The organism is Bifidobacterium criceti, from assembly GCF_002286935.1.
In the GTDB taxonomy this organism is placed as follows: Bacteria; Actinomycetota; Actinomycetes; order Actinomycetales; family Bifidobacteriaceae; genus Bifidobacterium; species Bifidobacterium criceti.
The window spans coordinates 226,881-245,470 of sequence record NZ_MVOH01000006.1 but is presented as its reverse complement, the minus strand read 5'-3'; the positions used below and the strand labels follow the sequence as shown (position 1 = coordinate 245,470).

Below are 18,590 nucleotides of genomic sequence, written 5' to 3'. Positions count from 1 at the left end.
TTGGCCGGAAAGGGGACATGCGCGTGGATGACGAACTGACCGAGGCGCAACGCAGACGCCACCGGTCCAAGCGCATACGCCGCATCGTCCTCGTCACCGTCTCCGCGCTCGCCTCGATCGCGCTCGCCGTCGGCTATGTGTTCGCCGACGGGTTCGGACTCGTCGATGGCGCGCTCACGTTCGCGCCGGTCGACGAGCCACGGGCCGAGGCGCCTCGGACGTCGTACCGCAGTGCGACACTTGCCGCCGACGCCGACCTCACGCGCATGATCGACGCCGGCAAGGCGTCCGCGGCGATCGACACGCTCGCACGCACGAAAGGCGTCGGCGACGACATCTCCGTCATCGTGCTGCAGCCGGACGGCACGACGGCCGCGGCGAGCGCCGCGGGTACCGCGCGCGAACCGGCTTCGACGATGAAGACGCTGACGGCGCTCGCCGCGGCATCGACGCTCGACATGGGATCGACGTTCACGACATCCACGTATCTCGTGCACGAACAGGATGGGGCGGACACGCTTATCCTCAAAGGCGACGGCGACATGCTGCTCGGCGCGGGCGCGAGCGACCCCCACCATGTCAACGGCCGTGCGGGGCTTGGCACGCTCGCCGCGGACACGGCGAAGGCGCTCGCCAAGCGCGGCATCACGAACGTCCATGTAGCCTACGATGACACATTGTTCGGCGAGGAACGCCATCCGGTGCATATCGCCGAGAACAACCCGGACAACCTCTATTACACGGCCGTCTCGTCGATCGCCGTCGACGGCGGCAGGATGCGTGGCGGCGCGGCGGCCGCCGACCCGGATATGTTCGCCGACTATCCGACGCTCTCGCAGACGCCGGCGCGTGACGCGGCGACCGTATTCGCGGCGCGTCTCACCGAAGCCGGCATCGGAGTCGACAACGCGGACAAGCCGCGGCAGGCCCAGGTGCCGGAACACCGTACGCCGCTCGCGTCGGTCACGTCGGCGACGCTCAGCGCCGTCATGCGCTTCATGCTGCAGCATTCCGACAACACGCTCGCCGAGGAGTTCGGACGTCTTCTCGCGTTGCATGCGAATACCGGCAATTCGCCTGCGGGCGCCGTCAAGGCCGTCGAAGGACGTCTCAAGGAACTCGGCGTGCCCACCGACAGCCTTGTCATGGCCGATTGCTCGGGGCTTTCCCCGGGGTCGCGCGTGAGCGTAACGACGCTCGCCGATGTGCAATTGCGCAACATCGAGGTCGGCGTCGCCCCGGCCGCGGCCGAAGGGCTTTCGGTCCCGGGCCTCGTCGGCACGGCCGCCACGCGTCTCGCGAAGCCGTCGGCGGCCGGCCTCATGCGTGTCAAGACCGGCAGCCTCGGCACCGTGACATCGATGGCCGGCAACATCTCGCGCACGAACGGCGGTGTCGCCGTATTCGCGGTTATCATCAACAACCCGGACGACATGACCGCGGCGCGCGGCGCGATCGACGCATTCGTCTGCACATTGGCGGAGCTGTAGGCGATGGCGTATTCAGCGGCGATGAAACACGCGATCGGCGCCGTGCGCCGCAGTCTGACAGCCTTGGGCATCGGCGTCCAGGACGCGCGTTTCGCACGGCATGGCGAACACGAGCCGGCGCCCGACGCGCCGCTCGTGCTCGTCGCATGCTCGGGAGGACGTGATTCCCTCGCGCTCATGGCCGTCGCCGATACGGCGTGCGCGGCGTGGGGTGTGCGCTGTGGCGCCGTCGTCGTCGACCACGGCATGCAACCCGGCTCGGCCGAGACCGCGGCACGCGCCGCCGCACAATGCGCGGCGCTTGGCGCCGATCCGTGTGTTGTGCGCGCCGTACAGGTCGAGGAACGCGGACAGGGCGCCGAAGCCGCCGCCCGCGACGCGCGGTATGCGGCGCTCGTCGACGAGGCACGCCGCCTCGGTGCAACAGCCGTGCTGCTTGCGCATACGAAAGACGACCAAGCGGAAAGCGTCCTCATCGACCTCATCCGTTCGGGTGGCGTCGACGCGCTCGCCGGGATGCCGCCCGGGCAATGTGTCGACGGTGTGCGGTTCGTGCGCCCCTTCCTCGGCGTGACGCGCGCGGCGACGACATCGATATGCGAGGACCTCGACCTCGACTGGTGGGACGATCCGACGAACGGCGACGCCTTCGCCGCCGGTGAAGCGCTTCCCGCGCATTTCCCGCTGCGTTCACGCATACGGCATACGTTGCTGCCGTATCTCAACGCGTTCGCCGGACGCGACATGGTCGCGATGCTCGCCGACGGCGCCGCCATCGCGCGCCGCGACGTCGACTATCTCGACGCTCGCGCCGACGACGTGTTCGCGCGCACCGTCACGATCGCATACGATGATGACGGCGCGCCCCACGCGTGCATCGACGCGCGCGCGCTCGCGGCCGAGGACGCGGCGCTGCGGTTCCGCGTCGTCGCGCGCACGCTCTCAATATGCGCACCCGGAAGCGGCAAACGCCACGTCGACGCCGTCGAGGCGCTCGTCTCGCATTGGCACGGGCAGCAGGCGGTGCGACTTCCCAGAAAACGTACAGCGAATCGTAAGAAACACGTCATTGAGGTGTGCGAAGATGTAACGCATGCAAATCGTCGACATAGAGAACGAGATCGATCATGAGCTCCTGAGCCATGAGCAGATCATGGGGAAGATCACCGAGACCGCAGCGCGCGCGAGCGAAGACTACCGCGGCCGCACGCCGCTGCTCGTATGCGTGCTCAAAGGCGCGGCCAATACGATGGTGGCGTTCTCTCAGGCGATGTCGATTCCACTTGAAATGGACTACATGAGTCTGTCGAGCTATGGGGCGGGCACCGTGAGCAGCGGCACCATCACCGTGCGCCAGGACCTGTCGGCCGATGTATGCGGCCGCGACGTGCTCATCGTCGAGGACATCATCGATTCGGGACTCACGCTCAAATGGCTCGTCGACGAACTCAAACGGCGCGGCGCGGCTTCGGTCGAGATCTTCGCGCTGCTGGAGAAACCGGCGCGTCACCAGGTGCAATTGGATGTGAAATACAAGGGATTCGTGATCCCGGACGAGTTCGTCGTCGGTTTCGGACTTGATTATGACGAACGGTACAGGAACCTTGATTCGATCGCGGTGTTGAAACCGGAAGTATACGAAGGAGAGCAGGCATGAGCATCCCGCAGGGGCCGCAACAGCCACGCGGCAACCGCAACGGGTCGCCGGGCAACCGCCCGAACCCGTTCAACCCGTCCGACCCGAACAATGCGGGTGACGGCAACAATCCGAACGGTCCGAAGAGCGCATGGCGCTCGCCGTGGTTCTGGGGCACGATCATCGCGCTTGTAGCGCTCGTCATCGTGTTCTTCTCGATGTCCGGCGGCGCGAAGACGATCACGACCGAACAGGGCCTCGCGATCCTCAAGAACAACGCGTCGAACATCACGAACGCGACGATCGTCGACAACCAGAACCTCGTCGAGCTCAAGCTCAAGGACGCGTATTCGGGCAAGGACCCGAACTCCGGCAACGACCGCAACTACGGCACCGATGTGCAGTTCTACTTCGCGACGTCGCAGGACGCGGACATCGTCAAGGCCGTCGAGAACGCGAAGCCGGCGAACGGCTGGACGGCGACGATCAAGACGCAGGGTGCGCTCACCTACATGCTCACGTCACTGCTGCCGATCCTGCTCATCCTCGGATTCGGCTGGTTCCTGATGAGCCGCATGAGCAGCACGAGCGGCATGCTCGGCATGGGTGGCAAGAAGAACGCAGGCAAGCTCGCCGACGGCCAGATCCCGAAGACGAAGTTCTCGGATGTGGCCGGCGAGGAGGCCGCCGTGCAGGAGGTCGAGGAGATCAAGGACTTCCTCAAGGACCCGGCGAAGTACAAGGCGCTTGGCGCGCGCATCCCGCGCGGCGTGCTGCTCTATGGCCCTCCGGGCACCGGCAAGACGCTCCTCGCGCGCGCGATCGCCGGCGAGGCGGGTGTGCCGTTCTATTCGATGGCGGGTTCCGACTTCGTCGAGATGTTCGTCGGCCTTGGCGCGTCGCGTGTGCGTGACCTGTTCGACGAGGCGAAGAAGAACGCCCCGGCGATCATCTTCATCGACGAGATCGACGCCGTCGGCCGCAAGCGCGGCTCCGGCATGGGCGGCGGCCATGACGAGCGCGAGCAGACGCTCAACCAGCTGCTCGTCGAGATGGACGGTTTCGACAACGACACGAACCTCATCATCATCGCCGCGACGAACCGCCCCGACGTGCTCGACCCGGCGCTGCTGCGCCCGGGGCGCTTCGACCGCCAGGTCGCCGTCGAGGCCCCGGACCTCGAAGGCCGTGAGGAGATCCTCAAGGTGCATGCGAAGGGCAAGCCGTTCGTCCCGGACATCGACCTGCACGCGATCGCCGTGCGCACGCCGGGCTTCACCGGCGCCGACCTCGCGAACGTGCTCAACGAAGCGGCGCTCCTGTGCGCACGCGTCGGCGCCCAGCTCATCGACAACCGCGCGATCGACGAGGCGATCGACCGCGTCATGAGCGGCCCTCGCCGCCGTACGCGCGGCATGGCGCTCGACGAACTGCGCAACACCGCCTACCATGAGGGCGGCCATGCGCTCGTCGCCGCCGCGTTGCACAACACCGACCCGGTCACGAAAGTCACGATCCTGCCACGAGGCCGCGCGCTCGGCTATACGGCCGTCATGCCGACCGAGGACCGTTATTCGCAGTCGCGCAACGAACTGCTCGACCAGATGGCGTACGCGATGGGCGGACGCACGGCCGAGGAGATCGTCTTCCATGATCCGACGACGGGCGCGTCGAACGACATCGAGAAGGCGACGAACATCGCGCGCCACATGGTCGGCGAATATGGCCTGTCCTCGCAGCTCGGGGCCGTCAAATGGATCGACTCCGACGACGACCAGGGCCTCGACGGGCTGCGTCCACGCAACTATTCGAACGCGACGGCCGAGATGATCGACGAGCAGGTGCTCGACCTCATCGAGACCGCGCATCAGGAGGCGTGGCAGATCCTCACCGACAACCGTGAGATCCTCGACGAACTTGTGCGCCGTCTGCTCGTCAAGCAGACACTCAACGAGAAGGAGCTCAAGGAGATTTTCTCCGGGCTCAAGATGGCCCCGGAACGCCCCGTCTGGCTCAGCAACCCGAACCGTCCCGATTCGGATGTGCCTCCGGTCCCGATTCCCGAATCGCTCAAGAAATCGGCGGGCATCCCGCAGCAGCAGTTCTGAGGGACCGGACGAATCGGTCCCCGCCACAGGCCCGGCGCGACAAGCCCGGGCCTGTCCTGTTCCGGGTGGTCTGCAACAGGTATCGGAAGGAAGGAACGAACATGGGCCTTCGCACGCTCACATGCCACGGGGTGTGCCCCGGCGCGGTCGACATCGTCGACGACCCCTTCGATGGCGCCGCACGCGCCGTCATCGACGTCGAGGTACATGGCGGTCTCGTCCCGCGCGCATCAGCGTCGTCACTCGTCGGATGCGTCATCGAGACGGCCACCGCACATGACGGCGAGACCGGCGCGATGATCGCCGAAGCAGTCGCCGAGACCGCACGTCGGCACACGGAAGCGGACACGGTGTCCGTGACGCTCACACTCGATGCGGCACGAGAGGACGCACCATGCGCAAGCGTGAGCTGGCACGCGCATGCGGGGGAGGCGTCACCTGATCCGCGTGCGGCGGACACCCACATGAGCACAACGGCAGCACATGTCACACACGACACAGCCGGCGGGGCTGCGCCGCAGCCGCATGCCGCCGTCGTGTCGATGGAAAGCGCCTCACCACACGCGGCACGCCTCTTCCGCGATGTCATCGTCGCGCTCGACGCCGCCCCAAACACCCAAATCGACGGCATCTCACCGCTTTACCATGCGATGACGGCGGACGGAAACGACACACGCACCGCCGTCGTCACACTCGGCACGACGATGGACGTCGCGGCGTTGACCGCGTTCCTCAACGCGGCGTCGCGCGCCCACGACGGCGACGTCGCATTGCATATCATCGACATCGACGGCGTGGACGAACGCGAACGTGCACGTATCGACGACGGCGGTGCGGGCAACCGTGCCGCGATCCTCGCACCGTGGATGGATATGGACCCTGATGCGACGTTCCACGGCGACCCACTCGCGTTCCTGCTCGCGAGCGCACCCGACGCGCCGTTCGCGGGGCTCGAATCGGACCATTGGATCATCGGGGGGAAACAATGAGGGCGCATCGCATACGGTGGTGGGTGTACGTCCTCGCAATCATCATCGGCGTATGCGGTGGAACGGTGACGGCATCAATCGAGGAACGTCACCATGTGTCGCTCCTCGGACTGCCATGGTTCGTCTCCGCGGTCCTCATCGTGTTCGGCGTCGGTGTGCTCGTCGCCGCATGGCAGGTGCGCCGGTACACGACGACCGAGCCGCGCAAACGCGTCGAACTCAAGACGGTCACGCCCGAACGCGCCGTCGACACGCTCATCCTCGCGAAGGCGCTCGCTCTTGCGGGCGCCGTGCTTCTCGGATGGTATGCGGGGGAGCTGCTCATGGTCGTCGGCCGCGTCCAGGCGCCGTACTACCGCACAATCGTCATCGAATGCGCGGTCGCATGTGTCGCGAGCCTCATCGACATGGTGTGTGGCATCATCGCCGAAGGCTTCTGCCAGCTGCCGCCGTCGGAAGGCCCGGAGAACCCGAAGATGAAGAAGATGAAACGGATGAAGATGGACCGTGGCGACCGCGACCGTGGCGTCGCATGGGACGCCGATGACGGAGCCACGTCCGACAGGCGCTGACGGGCGCCGTCGGACGCCCGCGCCCGCGGCTTACTGCTGCTCCTGCTCCTGCTCCTGCTCCTGCTCCTGCGGGACGCGCACCATCGCCTCCTGCACGATCGCGGCGACGAGCGTGCCGTCACGGCGGTAGACCTTTGCCGTCGACAGGCCGCGCCCATGACCGGCCGTGGGCGTGTCTTGCACGTACAGATGCCAATCGGTCACGTCGATGTCACGGTACCACCACATCGAATGGTCGATCGACGCGAACGAGATGCCCGGCGTCATGACGGTGAGACCCGCGCGGCGCAGGATCGGTTCGAGCATGATCTGATCACAGCCGAGCGCAAGGATCGCACGGTGCATCGTCTGAGAGACGTCGCATGTGCCGTCCGCGCGCATCCAGACGAGCTGCTTGCCGCTGTCCTGCGCCGCGCTGTCCTTGTCCGGACCGAGCAGGATTGGTTGGGAGACGTAGCGGATGTCGAACGGGGACTTCTGCGCATAGTATTTCGCGAAGCTCGACTTGTCGGCGTACGGCGCCATGAGCTCCTTCGAACTCGTGAGCGTCTCGGGTTCGGGGATATCGGCCGGCATCGGATCGGCGTAGGCGACGCCCGGCTGCCCTGGCTGCTGGAAACTCGCGATCGCCGTGAGGATCGGACCCTGCGACTGCGTCACGTTGACGCGGCGCGCGGAGAACGAATGGCCGTCACGCAGGTTCTCGACGTCGAACAGCAGGTCCTCGTGGATGTCGCCCGGCGCGATGAAATACCCGTGGATCGAATGCGGCTCGCGCCCTTCGGGGACCGTCTTCGACGCGGCGACGAGCGACTGGGCGATGACCTGGCCGCCGTAGACGCGGCCGGTCGGGAAATACATGCTTTCGCCGCTGATGTAGGTGTGGTCACGGTATGCGGATGGCTCGCCAAGGCTCAGCACATTGATCAGATGCTGGAGTGGGGTGGTGTCCGACGGCATGCGGTGTCCTTTCTGCGATGCGCGGCGCTTGTCCGCGTCATGGGTGGCGCCCGATGCGCGGGCGATTGCGTTGACTTCTTGCAATCTAGCAACGGCGTGTTAAGAACGTGCCTCGAATTGTTACGCTCGGCGTATTTGACGCTCCGTGTCCGGAATGCGTGCAAGTGGTGGGGAAAGCGGACGGAAAACGGCCCCCCGCGCGTCCGGACTGGTCGCGGATTGCGACCAAGCCGGACGCACGGGGGGCCGTTGCAGCCTGTCCGTTGCTGGGCGGATGTCAGCGCGTGAGCTTGCGGTGCAGGCGGTGCGGGCGCGCCGCCTCCTCGCCGAGCCTTGCGATCTTGTTCTCCTGGTACGACTGGAAGTTGCCTTCGAACCAGTACCAGCGCGCCGGGTTCTCGTCATCGCCCTCCCACGCGAGGATGTGCGTCGCGATGCGGTCGAGGAACCAACGGTCGTGCGAGATCACGACGGCGCAGCCCGGGAACTCGATGAGCGCGTTCTCGAGGCTTTCGAGCGTCTCGACGTCCAGATCGTTCGTCGGCTCGTCGAGCAGCAGCAGGTTGCCGCCCTGCTTGAGCGTGAGCGCGAGGTTGAGGCGGTTGCGCTCGCCGCCGGACAACACACCGGTGAGCTTCTGCTGGTCGGATCCCTTGAAACCGAAGCTCGCGACATAGGCGCGCGTCGGCACTTCGACGCCGCCGACCTCGATGAAGTCGTTGCCGTCGGAGACCGCCTCCCACAGGTTCTTGTTCGGGTCGAGGCCCGCGCGGTTCTGGTCGACGTAGCTGATCTTGACGGTCTCGCCGATCTTGAGGTCGCCGCCCGAAAGCGGTTCGAGGCCGACGATCGTCTTGAAGAGCGTCGACTTGCCGACGCCGTTCGGGCCGATGACGCCGACGATGCCGTTGCGTGGCAATGTGAAACTCAGGTCGTCGATGAGCACACGGTCGCCGAACGCCTTGTGGATGTGCTCGGCTTCGAGGACCGTCGAACCCAGACGCGGTCCCGGCGGGATCTGGATCTCGGAGAAGTCGAGCTTCTTCGAATTGCGCGCCTCCTGCTCCATCTGGTCGTAGCGTTCGAGACGCGCCTTGTTCTTCGCCTGACGTGCCTTCGGCGACGAGCGGACCCATTCGAGTTCGTTCTTGAGGCGCTTCGCGAGCTTCGCGTCCTTCGCGCCCTGGATCTCCATGCGCTTCGCCTTCGTCTCGAGATACGTCGAGTAGTTGCCCTTGTACGGGTAGAGCTGGCCGCGGTCGACTTCGCAAATCCATTCCGCGACGTTGTCCATGAAGTAGCGGTCGTGCGTGACGGCGATGACGGCGCCGGGGTACTGGTGCAGGAACTTCTCAAGCCACAGGATCGATTCGGCGTCGAGGTGGTTCGTAGGCTCGTCGAGCAGCAGCAGGTCGGGCGCCTCAAGCAGCAGCTTGCACAGTGCGACGCGGCGGCGTTCGCCACCCGAGCATACCGAGACCGGCGTGTCCGGGTCGGGGCACTGCAGCGCGTCCATCGCCTGTTCGAGCTGCGAGTCGAGGTCCCAGCCGTTCGCCGCGTCGATCTCGGTCTGCAGCTTGCCCATTTCCTCCATCAGTGCGTCGAAGTCGGCGTCCGGGTTCGCCATCTCCTCGCCGATCTCGTTGAACCGGGCGACCTTCTGTGCGATGTCGCCGAACGCCATCTTGATGTTCTCGCCGACGGTCTTGTCATCATCGAGCGGCGGCTCCTGCTGGAGGATGCCGACGCTGTAGCCGGGCGTGAGCGACGCTTCGCCGTTGCTCACCGTATCGAGCCCCGCCATGATCTTGAGCAATGTCGACTTGCCCATGCCGTTCGGGCCGACGACGCCGATCTTCGCGCCCGGAAGGAAGCTCAGCGTGACGTTGTCGAGGATCACGCGGTCTCCATACGCCTTACGGGCGTTAATCATCTGATAGATAAACTCAGCCAAGGTTGAATCCGTTCCGTTGTCCGTCTTGCTTCGTTGGGAAAATCGAAGCGGTCACAAAATGCATGACCATTATTCCAAAAGCGGTCTACAGCACCGTACTACCGCATACGACGTGGCCGTATTCCCGGAAAAACCCGGGAATACGGCCACGATCAGTGCAATGTCGGGGGGTGTCCCTCGTCACAGCGCCGCGTCGAGCGCCTGGCGGATGTCGGCGATGATGTCGTCGGCGTTCTCGATGCCGCAGCTCAGGCGCACGAGGTCGATGCCGACGCCTGCCTCGTCGAGCTGCTCCTCGGTGAGCTGGCGGTGCGTCGTGCCGGCCGGGTAGAGCACGCAGCTGCGCGCGTCGGCGACATGCGTCGCGATCGAGATCATCTGGAGATGGTCAAGGAACGCGGACACCTTGTCGCGGCCGCCGGGCACGCCGAACGAGATGACGCCGCATGTGCCGTCCGGCATGTACTTCTCGGCGAGCGCATGATATTTGTCGCCGGGCAGTTCGGGGCAGCTCACCCACGAGATGCGCGGGTCGTCCTCGAGGAACGCCGCGACCTTGCGTGCGTTCGCGCAGTGGCGCTCGATGCGTACACCGAGCGATTCGAGGTGCATGCCCATGATCCACGAGTTGATCGGGGCCGGCGTCGAGCCGAAGTCGCGCATGAGCTGCGCGGTCGCCTTCGTGATGAATGCGGCCTTGCCGAAGTCCTTCGCGTAGACGACGCCATGGTAGGAATCGTCGGGCGTGCACATCCCCGGGAACTTCTCGGCGTGCGCGAGCCAATCGAAGTTGCCGGAGTCGACGATCGCGCCGCCGACGCACGAGCCGTGGCCGTCCATGTACTTCGTCGTCGCGTGCGTCACGATGTCGACGCCGTAGCGGAACGGTTGGCAGTTGATCGGCGTCGGGAACGTGTTGTCGACGATGAGCGGCACACCGTGCGCGTGCGCGGCGTGCGCGAACTTCTCGAAATCGAGGACGATGAGCGCGGGGTTCGCGATCGATTCGCCGAAGACGGCCTTCGTGTTCGGTTGGAACGCGGCTTCGAGCTCCTCGTCGGAACAGTCGGGCGAGACGAACGTGCACGTGATGCCCATCTTGCGCATCGTCACGTTGATGAGGTTGAACGTGCCGCCGTAGATCGCGCTCGATGCGACGATGTGGTCGCCTTCGTTGCAGATGTTGAACAATGCGAAGAAGTTCGCCGCCTGTCCGCTCGACGTGAGCATCGCCGCCGCGCCGCCTTCCATCGCGCAGATCTTCGCGGCGACGGTGTCGTTCGTCGGGTTCTGCAGACGCGTGTAGAAGTAGCCGGATTCGGACAGGTCGAACAGGCGGCTCATCTGTTCGCTCGACGTGTATTTGAACGTCGTCGCCTGGATGATCGGCGGCGTGCGCGATTCGCCGTTGCCGGGCTGGTAGCCGCCCTGTACGCAGATTGTGTCCTCGTGTTCGTTGCCGAGCGGTGCTGCTGCCATGCTTGCTCCTTCTGTTCGCTATCGGCGCTGTGCGCCGCGTTGGTGTGTGCCGCGCTGCGCGGCGCCCCTCGCCGGATGCCTGGGTCTCGTTGTGCTGTACCGGATGCCGGGGTAGATTTGGACATCACGTATTACATCATGGCCGCGCCGCGCGGCGCAACGGGTGTCCCACACTGTGTGCGGACGTCCGTTGCGTAGTGGGGTGCGCGAATCAGGAGGTGTCCGATGACGACGTCGCTTATGGTGTTCCACGACCGTCTCGCACAGTCGAAGGTCAACCGCACACTCATGGAGCGCGCGGCGCGCGAGGCGGACGATGCCGTCATCGTGCGCGACATGTACGCGTTGTATCCGGATTTCGCCATCGACGTCGACGAGGAGCACCGCGTATGCGAACGCTGCGACCGGCTCGCGTTCCTCTTCCCGTTCTATTGGTACAGCGCGCCCGCACTGATGAAACAGTGGGAGGACGCCGTGTTCACGCCGGGGTGGGCGTATGGCGGCGGCGATGCACTCGCCGGCAAGACGATGCTGCTCGCCGTGACGACGGGCGGTGCGCGCGACATGTACACGGCCGACGGCAAGCATGGCGCGACGATGGACGCGCTGCTGCTGCCGTACCGCATCACCGCGCGCTACCTTGGTCTCGAATATGAGGATCCGTTCATCGTGCACGGCTCGTCGAAGACGATCGATGACGATGCGCTCGCGCAAGTCGCGGACGATTTCGTCGCGTGGCTGCGCGCGTGAGCGCATCGTCCGCCGTCCGCACATCGAAACGTCCACCTATGAACATGGATGTCGACATCATACGATGACCATTGATTGCGATATGCGCAACGATTGATGTTGTATTGTATCGTGATATTCGTGAATGTCTTGTGAGGTTTCCGCGAACGCCGGTTGTGGCGGAAAACCGTTGCCGCACAATGGAAGTGAGCTGCATGCGCAGCTCATATGGGTGGGGCGGACGGAAGGGCGGGTGAGCGGGTCGCGACGCGCGGCGGGGACGGCATCGTGAGGGGGCCGACCTGCGCGCCTTTTCATCGTCCGTTGCCGTCGGATGTCGTTGTCATCGCAGTCGTTGCGTGGAACACGCCGATAAAAGTTAGATGATTTGACAAAGACGGAGCGTCGTTCTATCTTACTTAGTAAGACGAATGAACATAGTGTTCGTCGAAACAGAACAATAAGAACACAACAGCTGAAACGACCACGGTGACGTGGTCGGGCGATCCACGCGGATGGCGGTATGTCGTCTGTGGAACGCCTGAGCGATGAAGCACAACAGCACAGCCGGACAAAGGAGTGGCCATGGGACTGTGGGACATCGATACGATTGAGTACGTCGGACGCGGCAACGGCCCCGTCGAGGGACTCGGATTCCAGTATTACGACGCCGACAAAGTGGTCGCCGGCAAGAAGATGAAGGACTGGCTGCGCTTCGGCGTCGCCTGGTGGCACACCTTCGACGCGCCGCTCACCGACCCCTTCGGCAACGGCACCGCGCAGCGCCCGTGGGACGGCAAATACGCCGACCCGATGGACAACGCGCTCGCGAAGGTCGACTACGCGTTCGAGTTCTTCACGAAGCTCGGCGCCGAATACTTCTGCTTCCATGACCGCGACATCGCCCCGGAAGGCGACACGCTGCGCGAGACGAACGCGAACCTCGACCGCGTCGTTGACAAGATCGAGGAGAACATGAAGTCCACGGGCGTCAAGCTGCTGTGGAACACGTCCTCGCTCTTCACGAACCCGCGCTTCGTCGCAGGCGCGTCCACGTCGCCGTTCGCCGACGTCTACGCATACGCCGCCGGCCAGCTCAAGCACTCGCTCGAGATCGGCAAGCGCCTCGGCGCCGAGAACTATGTGTTCTGGGGCGGCCGCGAAGGCTACGAGAACCTGTGGGTCACCGACATGAAGCGTGAGCAGGAGCACATGGCGCGCTTCTTCCACATGTGCGCCGACTACGCGAAGCAGATCGGCATGACCGCGCAGTTCCTCATCGAACCGAAGGCGAAGGAGCCGATGACGCACCAGTACGACTTCGATGCGGCGACCGCGTGCAACTTCCTGCGCGCCTACGACCTCATCGACGTCTTCAAGCTCAACCTCGAAGGCAACCACGCGAACCTCGCCGGACACACGTACCAGCACGAGATCCGCGTCGCGCGCGACAACGGCGTGCTCGGCTCGCTCGACGCGAACCAGGGCGACATGCTGCTCGGCTGGGACCTCGACGAATTCCCGACGAACCTGTACGAGACGACCTCCGTCATGTGGGAAGTGCTCGACGAAGGCCAGATCGGCCCCCACGGCGGCCTCAACTTCGACGCGAAGCCGCGCCGCACGTCGTTCACGGCGGAGGACCTCTTCCGTGCGCACATCGCCGGCATGGACACCTTCGCGGCGGGCCTGCTCGTCGCCGACAAGATGCATCAGGACAAGTACATCGAGGACCTCGTCGCGAACCGGTACGGCTCCTATGATTCCGGCATCGGCAAGACAATCGACGACGGCACCGCGACGCTCGAGTCGCTCAACGACTACGCGATCGACAAGCCGCAGTCCGAGATCATCGCATCGACGCGCCCCGACCACCTCGAGGACGTCAAGGCGACCGTCAACAACTACATCATCGACGCGCTCGCGAACGCGTGACCCCGCGTGTCCCCGCCGCCGTCCGCATCGGCGGCGGGGACACCCCTCCATCATCACCAGCATTTCCTGTATTCCTCGTATTCCTTTCCTCCTCTTTCCTTTCCCAATGCATCGGCGACCGTTCCTTTCCTTTCCTTCCTCGGCGGGCGCGGGATGCATCCGCCTACGGCCGGTTGGAGGCGCGGCCCCTCGATGCGCCGCGCGTGACCTCCTCATCCGCGCGCCGCGCATCGCGTCGCCCTCCCCGGCATGCAGGCCCCTCCATCCGGGCGGGCACGACGGTGTGTCCGCCCTTTCCCATATATGACGACACTGAAAGCTGAGGCGCTCCGATGACGAACGACGCCGTATTGACGAACGATGGCACGATGGCGAACGACGCGCCCGCAATCACCGTATCCAATCCGGTGCTGCGTGGCATGTACCCCGATCCCAGCTGGATATGGGATGAGGACGGCGGGCGGGTCGCGCTCGTGAACTCGTCCTTCGAACTTGTGCCCGGACTGCCGATTCACGACTCGTGCGACCTTGCGCATTGGCGCCTCGTCGGGCACGCCGTCGACGAGGCGATGGCCCGCCGGCTGCTCATCCCCTTCGTCCTCGATTCCGGGGGCCTGTATGCGCCGACACTGCGCCATATCGCCGGACGCTATGTGATCTGCTGCACGGTCGCGCGCATCGACACCGACGCGGCAGCCGCCGCGGGCGCCGACGCCGCGATGATCGACGGGGCGCGCGCGAGCCAAGGCAATTTCATCATCGAGGCCGATGCGCTCGAAGGCCCGTGGCGCGGCCCCTATTGGGTCGAAGGCGCTGAAGGCATCGACCCCGACCTCTTCGAGGACATCGACGGCTCCGTCTATTGGACGCAGACGAGGCCGGCCGTCCATCCGCGCTGGGAGGGGCAGACCGAGGTGTGGACGCAACGCATCGATCCGGATGGCTGGCGCCTGATGACATCGCGTGACGATGACGGCATCCGCGGCGGAACGATCATCTGGAATGGATACGGCGTCGAGGCGGTCTGGGCGGAAGGGCCGCATCTGTACCGCATCGGCGATTACGTCTATCTGATGACGGCCGAAGGTGGCACGAGCTTCGACCACAGCGAGATGATCATGCGTGCGGCGGCGCCGCAAGGATTGCGGCAGGCGATCGACGGGTTCGTGCGTGATGCGCGCGCCCGCGGCGACGAGCCGCGTCCGCCGCGCCCCGACGAGCGCTCCGTCGTCGGCCGCTACACGAGGCTGTTCCATCCGGACAAGAAGAACCCGTTCCTCACGCACCGCCACCTCGGTGTCGACGAGCGCGTGCAATGCGTCGGCCATGCCGACCTGATGCGCCATCCCCGCTTTGGATGGTGGCTTGCCTGCCTCGGCTCACGCCAGACGCGCACAGGAGGGCACGGCACGTTGAGCTTCCTCGGCAGGGAGACCTTCATCACGCCGGTCGATTGGCAATGCGATCTGGCCCAATGGACGCTCGACGCCGCCCCCGACCTCAGGGACGACGACGATCCGGGGTGGCCGGTGATCGCCGGAGGCAACGGACGCCTGCCTGAAACGGTCCAGGTCGACGGCATGGACGGCGCATTGCGCGGTGTGCGCGTCGGGCGCTGCGAGGGGCGCGCCGTCATCGACGCGCGTGCGCCCTTCGACATGGCGTGTGACACGGCATGTGTGCGCGACGAACCGTCGGTCGTCTACCGCAGGCTCCCCGAGGACCGGTGCGTCGTGCGCTGCCCCGACCACGGATCGGTGCATATCCGTCAGGACAACGGCCATACGTTGCGCGTCGATATCGACGGCGATGCAGTGCATTGGAGCCTGCGCCGCGGGGAGGGCGCCGATGAAGGCGACATCGGCGCCGGCGGCGCGCACGGATCGGTCATGCTCGTCTTCGAGGACGGCGTCGTGCGCATCGTCGTGGCGCGCAGTGCACCGCTCGCCTGGGATGCGCCGGCGCTTGCCGCCATCGACGTGGCGCCGCTGAGCACCGAATGGTCCGGTGGGTTCGTCGGTTGCCTCGTCGGCGTCGGTGCAACCATGACCGCTGACGACTGCTGACCGACAATGTGGCTCATTGCGTGTTTGCTTCGCTGCCGTGCAATGCTTGTGTGCTGCCGCGCACGACGAGCGTCGTCGGCAGGATCACATGGTGCTGCGTCGGGCGTCGTTCGGCCGTGTCGATGAGCATGCGCGCGGCGGCCGCGGCCATGTCGTGCAACGGTTGACGCACCGTCGTGAGCGCGGGGCCGAGGAACGCGGACGTCTGCACGTCGTCGAATCCGACGACGGAAAGCTCCTCGGGGATCCGCAGCCCGTTCTGGCGTGCCGCCTCATAGACGCCCATCGCCTGCAGGTCGCTGCCGGCGAAGATCGCCGTCGGGCGTTGCGGGTGTTCGAGGAGCGCCGTCGCCTGTGCATAGCCGCCTTCCGTCGTGAAATCCCCTTCCGTCACAAACGCGGGGTCGACGGCGATGCCCCGTTCGGCGAGCGCCGACGTATAGCCGTCGAAGCGCGCACGTGAACACATCATCTCCTCGGGGCCGGTGATGATGCCGATACGTGTATGACCGAGCGCGAGCAGATGGCGTGTCGCGAGCACGCCGCCCGCCCAGTTGTCCGCCTGGACCGAGAAGTCGTCGTTCGACGGCTCGCCCGAGGGGTCGAATATGACGTAGGGGATGCCGTTGGCCTGCAGTTTCGTCTTCTCGCCGTCGGTCAGGTTCGCGAAGATGAAGATGACGCCGAATGGCCTGCGGCGCAGCACGCCGTCGATCCAATCGTCGTCGGGGTGCTGGCGTGTGCCGCTTTCCGTCGTGATGACGCTGATGTCCGCGTATTGCCGCGCCTCGCGCAGCACACCGCGCAGGACCTCGAGCGCCCAGATCGTGTCGAGGTCCTGGAAGACGACTTCGATGTAGCGTTGGTTTGGCGTCCGCTGCCCGCGCCGCTGGTATCCCGAGGCGCGCAGCGCCTCGTCGATCGCCGTACGCGCCTCGGATGAGATGTCGGAGCGCCCGTTGAGCGCCTTCGACACCGTCGCGAGCGAATACCCGGTTGCGCGCGCGATGTCCGCCAATGTGACTTTGTTCCCCGTCATGCCAGGCTCCTTCGCCATATCCGGGTCGTTGATGCAACTCTGCCGTCCAGAGTATCGAAAGTTTCGAAATATGTCAACACGTGTCGATGCAAAACGACGCGAGGATGTGGACATAGCGTGTGCAAAACCGTGATATATTATACGAAACGCCGAAGTCGGACTTAATTTGACTATTTAACTAAGTAGTCTTACGATAGTTTCTAACGAAAACAACGTAAGTTTTCGATACTGATCCATAGGCATCCGGAAACCGCTCCAATGACGGCGCGGACGATTCAGGAGGTACATCATGAAGGCCAAGTCAGTACTCGCCGCGACCGTCGCGGCGATGACCATCGTCGGCGTGTCCGCATGCGGAGGCGGCGATGGCACAAACGCGGACGGCAAGACCGAAGTCGTCGTGTGGATGAACTCCACGACGGGCGACGGCAAGAAGTTCTGGGAGGACGCGGCGGCCGCGTTCGAGAAGGAACACGCGAACGTCGACATCAAGGTCGAGGCGATCCAGAACGAGGATATGGACGGCAAGCTCCAGACGGCGCTGCAGGACCCGTCGTCCGCGCCGGACGTGTTCCTGGCGCGTGGCGGCCAGAAGCTGCGTGACGTCGTCGAGGCCGGTCAGGTCATGGACCTGACCGACAAGATCTCGGACCAGGTCAAGACGCAGATGAAGACGGCGCTTGACACGACGACGATCGACGGCAAGGTCTACGGCGTGCCGCAGGCGGTGCTCCCCGGAGGCATCTGGTATTCGAAGGACCTGTTCGAGAAGGCCGGCATCACCGAGACGCCGAAGACCTGGGACGAGTTCAAGACCGCCGTTGGCAAGCTCAAGGACGCCGGCATCACGCCGATCGCGCTCGGTGGCAAGGACGCCTGGCCGGCGGCTCATTGGTACTACTGGTTCGCGTTGCGTGAATGCTCGCAGTCGGCGTTCGACGAGGCCGCGAGCGACATGAAGTTCACGAACGACTGCTGGGTCAAGGCCGGCGACGACGTCAAGGACCTCCTGGATCTCGACGGCTTCAACGACGGCTTCCTGACGACCTCCGCCCAGCAGGGCGCAAGCTCATCGGCGGGCCTGCTCGCCAACCACATGGCCGCGATGGAGCTCATGGGCGGCTGGGAGCCCGGTGTCGTGCGTGACCTGACTCCAGACAAGAAGGACATGGCCGACCTCGGATACTTCACGTTCCCCGAGATGGAGGGCGGCGAGGGCGACCCGACGGCGATGCTCGCCGGCGCCGATGGCATGTCGGTCGGCGCATGGGCGCCACAGGAGGCCGTCGACTTCCTCAACTTCATCTCCGAGAAGGAATGGCAGGAGAAGTACGCCGAGGCGTTCGTCACGATCCCCGCGGCGAAGAACGCGCAGTCCGTCGTCACGAACGACGCGCTCAAGCAGGTGCTCAAGGTCTATGACGAGGCCTCGTCGGTCTCTCTGTGGCTCGACACGGTCTTCGGGCAGAACGTCGGCAACGCGCTCAACGAGGGCGTCGTCAACATGATGGCCGGCAAGGGCAATGCCGAGGACATCGTCAAGGGCATCGAAGCGGCAGCAAACAAGGGCTGACGATTCCCCGGGGACCGGGGCCGACGACCGCCGGCCCTGGCCCCCGCCACGTTCATCCAG

Annotated in this window: 14 protein-coding genes; 10 read left to right on the top strand and 4 right to left on the bottom strand. The window is 65.1% G+C overall.

The genetic code is table 11. The features are described from left to right. The first annotated feature begins 17 nt into the window (after positions 1-17). The 6 genes from B1526_RS02735 (at position 18) to B1526_RS02710 (ending at position 6,795) form a co-directional block, all read left to right on the top strand. Entirely contained in the window at positions 18-1,490 is a 1,473-nt protein-coding gene (locus B1526_RS02735) for a D-alanyl-D-alanine carboxypeptidase/D-alanyl-D-alanine-endopeptidase (protein ID WP_095614568.1), read from the top strand. A gap of 3 nt (positions 1,491-1,493) precedes the next feature. Beyond that, positions 1,494-2,621 carry a tRNA lysidine(34) synthetase TilS gene (gene tilS / locus B1526_RS02730; RefSeq protein WP_095614567.1) on the top strand — a complete coding sequence of 376 codons (1,128 nt, stop codon included), beginning with the start codon at positions 1,494-1,496 and terminating at the stop codon, positions 2,619-2,621. Then, positions 2,584-3,147 (top strand): hypoxanthine phosphoribosyltransferase, encoded by a 564-nt coding sequence (gene hpt / locus B1526_RS02725; protein ID WP_095614566.1) that lies wholly within the window; start codon positions 2,584-2,586, stop codon positions 3,145-3,147. The genes tilS and hpt overlap by 38 nt, the downstream gene beginning before the upstream one ends. Then, on the top strand, positions 3,144-5,234 hold the full coding sequence (gene ftsH / locus B1526_RS02720) for an ATP-dependent zinc metalloprotease FtsH (protein ID WP_095614565.1): 2,091 nt from the start codon (positions 3,144-3,146) through the stop codon (positions 5,232-5,234). The genes hpt and ftsH overlap by 4 nt, the downstream gene beginning before the upstream one ends. Before the next feature lie 101 nt (positions 5,235-5,335). Then, positions 5,336-6,223 carry a hypothetical protein gene (locus B1526_RS02715; RefSeq protein ID WP_095614564.1) on the top strand — a complete coding sequence of 296 codons (888 nt, stop codon included), beginning with the start codon at positions 5,336-5,338 and terminating at the stop codon, positions 6,221-6,223. A 23-nt stretch (positions 6,224-6,246) separates the two neighbouring features. Further along, positions 6,247-6,795, top strand: coding sequence for a DUF3180 domain-containing protein (locus B1526_RS02710; protein WP_235606999.1), 549 nt, complete (start codon positions 6,247-6,249; stop codon positions 6,793-6,795). A 30-nt stretch (positions 6,796-6,825) separates the two neighbouring features. Here B1526_RS02710 and B1526_RS02705 read toward each other — a convergent pair whose 3' ends face one another. From B1526_RS02705 to B1526_RS02695, 3 genes are all read right to left on the bottom strand, one after another. Beyond that, on the bottom strand, positions 6,826-7,755 hold the full coding sequence (locus B1526_RS02705) for an acyl-CoA thioesterase (protein ID WP_095614708.1): 930 nt from the start codon (positions 7,753-7,755) through the stop codon (positions 6,826-6,828). A gap of 277 nt (positions 7,756-8,032) precedes the next feature. Then, positions 8,033-9,709, bottom strand: coding sequence for an energy-dependent translational throttle protein EttA (ettA, locus tag B1526_RS02700; RefSeq protein ID WP_095614562.1), 1,677 nt, complete (start codon positions 9,707-9,709; stop codon positions 8,033-8,035). 180 nt (positions 9,710-9,889) lie between these two features. After that, a complete protein-coding gene (locus B1526_RS02695) occupies positions 9,890-11,188 on the bottom strand; it encodes an O-acetylhomoserine aminocarboxypropyltransferase/cysteine synthase family protein (protein ID WP_095614561.1) in 1,299 nt (432 codons plus the stop codon). Positions 11,189-11,413: 225 nt separating this feature from the next. On the opposite strand from B1526_RS02695, the gene B1526_RS02690 reads away from it, so the two are divergent. From B1526_RS02690 to B1526_RS02680, 3 genes are all read left to right on the top strand, one after another. Continuing rightward, positions 11,414-11,938: an NAD(P)H-dependent oxidoreductase gene (locus B1526_RS02690; protein ID WP_095614560.1), complete on the top strand. Its 525-nt coding sequence runs from the start codon at positions 11,414-11,416 to the stop codon at positions 11,936-11,938. A 564-nt stretch (positions 11,939-12,502) separates the two neighbouring features. After that, positions 12,503-13,852 carry a xylose isomerase gene (xylA, locus tag B1526_RS02685; protein WP_095614559.1) on the top strand — a complete coding sequence of 450 codons (1,350 nt, stop codon included), beginning with the start codon at positions 12,503-12,505 and terminating at the stop codon, positions 13,850-13,852. A gap of 368 nt (positions 13,853-14,220) precedes the next feature. Beyond that, positions 14,221-15,918, top strand: a complete 1,698-nt coding sequence (locus tag B1526_RS02680) for a glycoside hydrolase family 43 protein (RefSeq protein ID WP_095614707.1) — start codon at positions 14,221-14,223, stop codon at positions 15,916-15,918. 13 nt (positions 15,919-15,931) lie between these two features. Here the strand turns inward: B1526_RS02680 and B1526_RS02675 are convergent, their stop codons facing one another. Further along, positions 15,932-16,957 carry a LacI family DNA-binding transcriptional regulator gene (locus B1526_RS02675; RefSeq protein WP_095614558.1) on the bottom strand — a complete coding sequence of 342 codons (1,026 nt, stop codon included), beginning with the start codon at positions 16,955-16,957 and terminating at the stop codon, positions 15,932-15,934. Between the two features lie 289 nt (positions 16,958-17,246). Here B1526_RS02675 and B1526_RS02670 point away from each other — a divergent pair, with 289 nt between their 5' ends. Continuing rightward, positions 17,247-18,530, top strand: a complete 1,284-nt coding sequence (locus B1526_RS02670; protein WP_095614557.1) for an ABC transporter substrate-binding protein — start codon at positions 17,247-17,249, stop codon at positions 18,528-18,530. Positions 18,531-18,590: the final 60 nt, after the last annotated feature.